Annotated in this window: 8 protein-coding genes; 1 reads left to right on the top strand and 7 read right to left on the bottom strand. The window is 69.2% G+C overall.

Annotated features, from left to right (window positions below):
• The first annotated feature begins 1 nt into the window (after nt 1).
• Nucleotides 2–88 (top strand): IS3 family transposase, encoded by an 87-nt coding sequence (locus E1263_RS02035; protein WP_420323368.1) that lies wholly within the window; start codon nt 2–4, stop codon nt 86–88.
• A gap of 627 nt (nt 89–715) precedes the next feature.
• Here the strand turns inward: E1263_RS02035 and E1263_RS02030 are convergent.
• From E1263_RS02030 to E1263_RS02005, 7 genes are read right to left on the bottom strand one after another with little or no spacing between them, the layout of a single operon-like run.
• Complete coding sequence (locus tag E1263_RS02030) at nt 716–1,525, bottom strand: hypothetical protein (RefSeq protein ID WP_132164676.1); 810 nt, start codon at nt 1,523–1,525, stop codon at nt 716–718.
• Entirely contained in the window at nt 1,522–1,656 is a 135-nt protein-coding gene (locus E1263_RS43980) for a hypothetical protein (RefSeq protein WP_272949635.1), read from the bottom strand. The genes E1263_RS02030 and E1263_RS43980 overlap by 4 nt, the downstream gene beginning before the upstream one ends.
• A 57-nt stretch (nt 1,657–1,713) precedes the next feature.
• Complete coding sequence (gene hemB / locus E1263_RS02025; RefSeq protein ID WP_132164674.1) at nt 1,714–2,697, bottom strand: porphobilinogen synthase; 984 nt, start codon at nt 2,695–2,697, stop codon at nt 1,714–1,716.
• A 4-nt stretch (nt 2,698–2,701) separates the two neighbouring features.
• A complete protein-coding gene (locus tag E1263_RS02020; protein ID WP_238161032.1) occupies nt 2,702–4,450 on the bottom strand; it encodes a bifunctional uroporphyrinogen-III C-methyltransferase/uroporphyrinogen-III synthase in 1,749 nt (582 codons plus the stop codon).
• On the bottom strand, nt 4,447–5,328 hold the full coding sequence (gene hemC, locus E1263_RS02015) for a hydroxymethylbilane synthase (protein ID WP_132164673.1): 882 nt from the start codon (nt 5,326–5,328) through the stop codon (nt 4,447–4,449). The genes E1263_RS02020 and hemC overlap by 4 nt, the downstream gene beginning before the upstream one ends.
• Nucleotides 5,325–6,608 (bottom strand): glutamyl-tRNA reductase, encoded by a 1,284-nt coding sequence (locus E1263_RS02010; protein WP_132164671.1) that lies wholly within the window; start codon nt 6,606–6,608, stop codon nt 5,325–5,327. Before E1263_RS02010 ends, hemC begins: the two co-directional genes overlap by 4 nt.
• The gene (locus E1263_RS02005; RefSeq protein ID WP_132164669.1) at nt 6,605–7,363 is read right to left on the bottom strand and encodes a redox-sensing transcriptional repressor Rex; all 759 of its coding nucleotides are present in this window, start codon (nt 7,361–7,363) and stop codon (nt 6,605–6,607) included. Before E1263_RS02005 ends, E1263_RS02010 begins: the two co-directional genes overlap by 4 nt.
• Nucleotides 7,364–7,377 lie beyond the last annotated feature (14 nt).

Here is a 7,377-nt window from a genome sequence, read left to right as displayed (position 1 = left end):
CATCCGCTGGTACAACAACGACCGCATCTCAACAAGACTCGAGGGCCTGAGCCCGGTGCAATACCGGGCCCAAGCCCTCGCGGCCTAGGCTTCTAACCAGCCAGTCCAACAATCGGGGACCAGTTCAGTCGGGGGGTTGCCCACTCAGATTCTCAGTGGGCAACCCCCCAACTGAGGGGATATCCCCTGAGCCGGTGGGTGAGTTTGCCGGGAGTCGGGGAGCATTGCCTGTCGATTCCGGTGCGTAGCGCTCCCCAGCCCCCGCCAGACAGCAGCACAGCACTCCTTGGGGATAACCCCTCACATCGGGGGTTGCCCACTCAGATTCTCAGTGGGCAACCCTCCATCTCAGGGGGCAACCACAGCCCAGCAACCCCAAGCAACGGCGCACGCGACCGCTGACCTCGCCAAGCAGCTCAACCACCGCGGCGACCAGCCACGCCGCCGTCAATCGGCCGCAGCGGCGACCAGCCACCCCCAGACATCACCGGCCGAGGCCACGCCAACCCGCCACCAACCCCAACATTTCCCGCCGACCGCAACCCAGGCACGACCGATCCACCGCGAACCACCCCCGGGCGAGGCGATCCGCCGTACCGGGGGCACCATCGCGAGACGGTCAGCGAGTGCAGCAGGTCGACCCCCACGACCCGCAGGTCGGGCGACCCGGATCCCTTAGCCAACTGGCCTTCGGAACGCGCGGAGTCGCCCGCGGTTAGAGCCCGCGGAGGCGGGAGGCGATCTCCGATTCCTTGGGCTTGTGGGCCTCGTCGCCGGCCGCGGGCTGATGCTGCTGGGCGGCTGACGGGGTCGGGTTGGCTGCGGCGGCGAAGTGGCGGGCCAGGTCGGCGGAGTCGGCGGCTGCGGCTTGGGAGTCGCCTTGGGTGGTGGCGAAGGATTCGTTGAGGGTGCCGAGGCCGAGCCGGGCGTTTGCCAGTTGGGTGTCGGCTGCGGTTGCGGACTGGTTGATGAGGGCCGCGGTGCTTTCGCGGTCCTGAGTGGGTGCGCCGTTGACGAGCGGGGCCAGGGAATCGCGGGCCGAGGTCAGGCGGCGGGAGGCTTCGTCCATGCCGTGGTGGGCGTTCTGTACGGCGTTGTCGAGCGCGCCGATCTTGTACGCCAGCCGGACCATGGCGGCGGTGTCGTGCTGGACCGGGAGCGTGGAGAGCTCGTTGAGCGCCTCGCGGCCGGCTCGGAGCGCGTTTGCTCCTTGGTCCAACTGGTTGCGGACCTCGGCGATGCCGGCCTGGCCGTGGCGGATCCGGTCGTCGGCGGTGCCGGCCAGGTGCTGAGCGTTCCGGACGAAGGGTCGCGTCTCGCCCTCGGCGGCTCGGACCTGGTTCGCCTGGCCGGGCAGGTAGGCGAGCTCTTCCTCACTACGCCGCAGGTAGTTGTCGACCTCCTGCGTGACGTGCGCCGCGCGTCCGAGCGAGCCCCGGGCTGAATGCAGCGCGTTGGCTGCGATGTCGGCCAGCCACGCGGCACGCTCCTGGGTCCGCTGCTGCTCCGCGGCCGGCGTGCTCATTCGTCGTCTTCGGTGTCGGCCAGGGCAGCGAGCAACTGCGCCTCGACCCCTTGCAGCTCGATACGCGCAGCCTGCAGGTCGGTGCGGGCGGCCTCGAGGGCCTGCTGGTCGGTCGGGTCCGGGGTCGACACGCGAACACTCTCCTCGGTACGGCGGAACGTCGTACCGAGGTTATCTCGACGGGAGGATCAGCGACGGCCGAGGAGGTCGACTGCTTCGGCGGCCCAGTAGGTGAGGATCTGGTCGGCGCCGGCACGGCGGATCGACATCAGGGTCTCGAGGATCGCGTTCTCGCGGTGGATCCAGCCGTTGGCCGCGGCGGCCTCGACCATCGCGTACTCACCGGAGATGTTGTACGCCGCGACTGGGACATTCACGTGGTCGCGGACCTGGCGGATGATGTCGAGGTAGGCCAGCGCCGGCTTCACCATGACGATGTCGGCGCCCTCGGCGATGTCGAGGTCGACCTCGCGGATCGCGTCGCGGGCGTTCGCGCCGTCCTGCTGGTAGGTCTTGCGGTCACCTTGCAGCGACGAGCCGACGGCTTCGCGGAAGGGCCCGAAGAAACTCGACGCGTACTTCACCGCGTAAGCCAGGATCACCGTGTCCTGGAAGTTGGCTGCATCCAAAGCACGCCGTACGACGCCGACCTGGCCGTCCATCATCCCGGACGGGCCGACGATGTGCGCACCGGCCGAGGCCTGCGCGACGCCCATCTCGGCGTAGATTTTCAGCGTCGCGTCGTTGTCCACGCGACCCTCGGAATCCAGCACGCCGCAATGGCCGTGCGAGGTGAACTCGTCCAGGCACAGGTCCGACATCACCAGCAGCGAGTCGCCGGCTTCGCTCACCGCGTCCCGGATCGCGACGTTCAGGATGCCGTCCGGATCGAGCGCGCCCGAACCGACCTCGTCCTTCTCCTCGGGAACCCCGAAGAGCATCACGCCACCAAGCCCCAGCTGCGCCGCCTCGGCGACCGCCTTCCGCGCGGTGTCCCGGGTGTGCTGGTAGACACCCGGCATGGAGCTGATCGCGATCGGCTCGCGAGCCCCTTCCCGGATGAACATCGGCAGGATCAGCTGCCGCGGTTCGAGCGTGGTCTCCGCGACCAGCCTGCGCATCGCCGCCGACTGACGTAGCCGACGGGGCCTCACATCCGGGAATCCAGTCACAGCATTAGCTCTTCCTGCGGGAACCTGCACGGCGTTCGGAGGGGCGGGTCACGGGCTCGCCCGCCTCCACCATGGTGTCACGACGGCTGGCACCGAACCGGGCGAGTGCGTCGGCCAGCTCTTCGGCGGACGGCGCCTCGGCCATCGCGTCGACGCGCAGGCCGTGCTCCTCGGACGTCTTCAGCGTGGCCGGGCCGATGACCGCGATCACGGTCGACGCGTGCGGCTTGCCGGCGATACCGACCAGGTTGCGCACCGTCGAGGACGACGTGAACACGACCGCGTCGAACTTGCCCGACTTGATCGCCTCACGCGTCGGCGCGGGCGGCGGGGCGGCCCGGACGGTCCGGTACGCCGTGACGTCGTCGACCTCCCAGCCAAGATCGGTCAGACCGGCGACCAGCGTCTCGGTCGCGATGTCCGCACGCGGCAGGAAGACCCGGTTGATCGGGTCCAGCACCTCGTCGAACGGCGGCCAGTCCTCGACCAGCCCGGCGGCCGACTGCTCGCCCGACGGCAGCAGGTCCGGCCGGATGCCCCAGGCAGCGATCGCCTCGGCGGTCTTTTCGCCGACCGCCGCGATCTTCAGCCCGGAGAACGCCCGCGCGTCCAGCCCGTACTCGTCGAACTTCTCCCGGACCGCCTTGACCGCGTTGACCGAGGTGAACGCGACCCACTCGTAGCGGCCCTCGACGAGCCCGCGGATCGCCTTGTCCATCTGCTGCGGGTTGCGCGGCGGCTCCACCGAGATCGTAGGGACCTCTTCGGGCATGGCGCCGTACCGGCGGAGGCGGTCCATCAGCGGACCGGCCTGGTCCTTGGTGCGCGGCACCAGGATCCGCCAGCCGAACAGCGGCTTGGTCTCGAACCAGGACAGCGCCTCGCGCTGCTCGACCACGGCACCGACGACGATGACGGCCTCGCCGGTCACCTTCGCGGCGCGGATCTCCGCGGCGATCGTCTCCAGCGTGCCGATCACGCTCGTCTGCGCGGTCGTCGTACCACCGACGGTGGCAGCAACCGGAGTGGACGCGTCGAAGCCGGACTCGATCAGCGCCGCCGTGGTCTCCTTGAGAACCTCGGTCGCGTTCAGCAGGACCAGCGTCTGCTTGGCGTGCAAGCGGTTCAGGTCCAGCTTGGTCTCGGCCAGGTCGAGCACCGTGACCTCGCGGTCGTTCTTCATCGTCAGCGGGATGCCGGCGTACGTCGGTACGGCGCTCACCTCGCTGACACCCGGGATCACGTTGAAGCCGATGCCGGCCTTGCGGCACGCGGCCGCCTCCTCCGCACCGCTGGAGAAGGTGAACGGGTCACCGGTCAGCAGGCGGACGACGTTCGCGGCGGACTTGGCGGTCTTCACCACCAGGCGGCCACGGGCGGCGACGCGCAGTGCGCGGCTGCCCTCTGCACCGGAGCCGTCGATGATCTCGACACCCGGCTTGCAGTACGTCAGGAAGGCGTCGTGCTCGGGGCCCTCGACGACGACCGCGTCCGCACCGGCCAGGACATCGCGTCCGGCCAGCGTCAGCAGCGAGGGGTCACCCGGGCCGACGCCGACGAACGTGACGTGGCCGAGTGGTCTGGCCGCCTTCGCCGCCGCACTGGTCGCGGCAGCCTTCGCCGGCACTGTCTGAGGTGTCGCGGATGCCGCGGTGGCCGCTGCTGTCGTTGCGCTGCTCACGTCTGCCTTCGCCCTCGTCCTCGTGGTGCTTGTCGTCTTGGCTGTCGTCGTTCCTTGTGCAGGTGGATTCATTCGCGCTCCAGCAACTCGTTCGCCAGCGCTATGCCGAGAGCGACCGGGTCGTCCACCGGCCCGTTCGCGGAGAGCCGCCGTACGCCGTCGTCCTGGCCGAGCGCGCCCCGGAGCCAGAGCTCGGGACCGTCCTCACCCTCGACCACCTCGGCGAGCGCCCCGACCGGAGCCGAGCACCCTGCCTCGAGCGTGGCCATCATCTGCCGTTCCGCTGTCACCGCTGCCCGGGTCGCCGGGTCCTCCAGCGGAGCCAGTGCGGCCAGTACGTCGGTGTCGTCCGCCCGGCATTCGATGCCCAGGGCACCTTGTCCGGGAGCGGGCAGAACCTGGATCGGATCCAGGGTCTCGGTCACCTCGTCGAGCCGTCCCAACCGGGACAACCCTGCCCTTGCAAGGACCACCGCGTCCAATTTACCGTCTGTGACGAGCTTGATCCGGGTGTCCACGTTGCCGCGGATCCCGGTCAGCTCCAGCCCCAGACCGAGTGCTTCGAGCATCGCGACCCGGCGGGCCGAGCCCGTCCCGACCAGCGCGCCGGTCTGCAGTTCACCGAGGGTGAGACCGTCCCGGGCCACCAGTACGTCGCGCGGATCCTCGCGGACCGGGATCGCGCCGACCGTCAGACCCTCGACCGGGATGGTCGGCAGGTCCTTCAGCGAGTGCACCGCGATGTCGATCTCGTGGGCCATCAGCGCGTCGCGCAGTGCGCTGACGAAGACGCCCGTGCCGCCGATCTGCTGCATCGGCGCCAGGTTCACGTCGCCGGTGGTGACGATCGGGACCAGCTCGACCTCGTGCCCCAGTGCGCGCAACTGGTCGGCCACCAAGGTTGCCTGTGCGGTCGCCAGTGCGGACCGCCGGGTTCCCAGTCTGATCATGCGTGCTCACCTCCGCGCGCCTTGGGCGTCGTCACCGCATCGACCGTCGCCTGGTCGAGGGCAAACAGCTCGCGCAGCGCGTTCGCGTACGTCGGTCCGCCGGGATCGGCGGCAAGTTCCTTCACCCGAACGGTCGGGTTGTGCAGCACCTTGTCGACGACCCGGCGGATCGTCCGGGCCACCTCCTGCCGCTGGTTGTCGTCCAGGCCGGGCAGCCGGCGTTCCAGCCGGGCCAGCTCGGAATCGACGAGCTCACTGGCCATTGTCCGCAGGGCAACGACGGTCGGCGCGACCGACGCGGCGCGCCGGGTGGCTTCGAAAGCCCCGGTCTCCTCGCCGACGATTCGCCGTACATCCTCGATGTCGGCTTCGCTGCCGCCGGCAGTCCCCGCGAGGTCTGCCAGGGTGACCAGCGTGACGCCCGGAATGCGAGTGGCCTCAGGCGCAACATCACGCGGCAGAGCCACGTCCAGCACGCCGAAAGGCCTGCCGTCACTGGCGTTCTGGATCATCTCGGCGGTCAGCACGACACCGCGTGCACCGGTGCAGGACACCACGAGATCGGCCTCGGCCAGGGCGTCCGGCACGTTCGCCAGCTGAATCGCCGTACCGCCGATTCGCTCGGCCAGCAGGACCGCGCGCTCATAGTTGCGGTTGGCAATGACCACGCTCTTGGCGCCGTTGTTGATCAGGGTTTGCGCAGCCAGTGACGCCATCGAACCGGCGCCGACAACCAGGGCGCGGCGGCCTTCGAAACCGCCGACCGCCTCCAGCCCGGCGGACACGACCGAGCGACCGGCCGAGTCGATACCGGTCTCGGCGCGAGCGCGCTTACCGACCCGCAAAGCGTGCTGCAGAAGGGCATTCAGCTCAGTGCCGATCGTCTCCAGGTCCTGGCCGACGCGCAGCGTCTCCTTCACCTGACCGAGGATCTGGCTCTCGCCGACGATCATCGAGTCCAGCCCGACCGCGACCTGGAAGAGGTGCGCAACCGCACCCTCCTCGAAGTGCACGTACAGGTGCTCGGCCAGATCGATCAGCGCCACACCTGTGATGTCGGACAGGATCGCGGTGACCTCGTCCATCCCGGCGTGGAAGCGGTCGACCGTCGCATACACCTCAGTGCGGTTACAGGTCGCCAGTACGGCGGACTCCGACACGGCCGGGGTGTTCTGCACGGCCAGCGCGAGCTTGGTCGCCGCGTCCGGATCCAGCGCGACCCGCTCCAGCACGTTGATGTCCGCGGAGCGATGGCTGATGCCGACTACCAAGTAGCTCACGCGCTGACACCTCCACCCACGGCGGGCAGATCAGGAGCAAGACCGTTGGTCGCTGGTAGTTCTGGCACCTGGGGGAGCGCCACCTCTCCGGACTTTCGTTGTTCGTGGTACGCCAGGATCTGCAACTCGATCGAGAGGTCCACCTTGCGGATGTCGACGCCGTCGGGCACGGACAGCACCACCGGCGCGAAGTTCAGGATGCTGGTCACCCCGGCCGCGACCAACCGGTCGCAGACCTCCTGGGCCGGACCGGCAGGAGTGGTGATGACACCGATCGAGACCCGGTCGGTCTCGACGATGTGCTCGAGCTCGGCGAAGTCGCGGACCTCCATGTCACCGATCCGCTCGCCGACCAGCGCCGGGTCGGCGTCGAGCAGGGCGACGATCCGGAAACCGCGGGTCCCGAAGCCGGAGTAGTTCGCCAGCGCGTGGCCGAGGTTTCCGATTCCGACGATGACGACGGCCCAGTCCTGGGTGACGCCGATCTCGCGGGCGATCTGGTAGCGCAGGTACTCGACGTCGTACCCGACGCCGCGGGTGCCGTAGGAGCCCAGGTAGGACAGGTCCTTGCGCAGCTTCGCGGAGTTGACGCCGGCCGCGGTGGCCAGGTCCTCACTCGACGCGGTCGCGATACCACTGTCCGACAGCGCGGTCAGCGCGCGCAGATAGACCGGCAAGCGCGCGACAGTTGCCTCGGGGATGCCGCGTTCGGTTCTCGTCGGCGGGCCGGGACGACGGCTGCTGGCACGCGTCACAATTCTCCTGGGGG

This window comes from Kribbella antibiotica, from assembly GCF_004349055.1.
In the GTDB taxonomy this organism is placed as follows: domain Bacteria; phylum Actinomycetota; class Actinomycetes; order Propionibacteriales; family Kribbellaceae; genus Kribbella; species Kribbella antibiotica.
The sequence above is the reverse complement of the archived record's forward strand: the minus strand, read 5'-3'. Positions and strand labels throughout refer to the sequence as shown.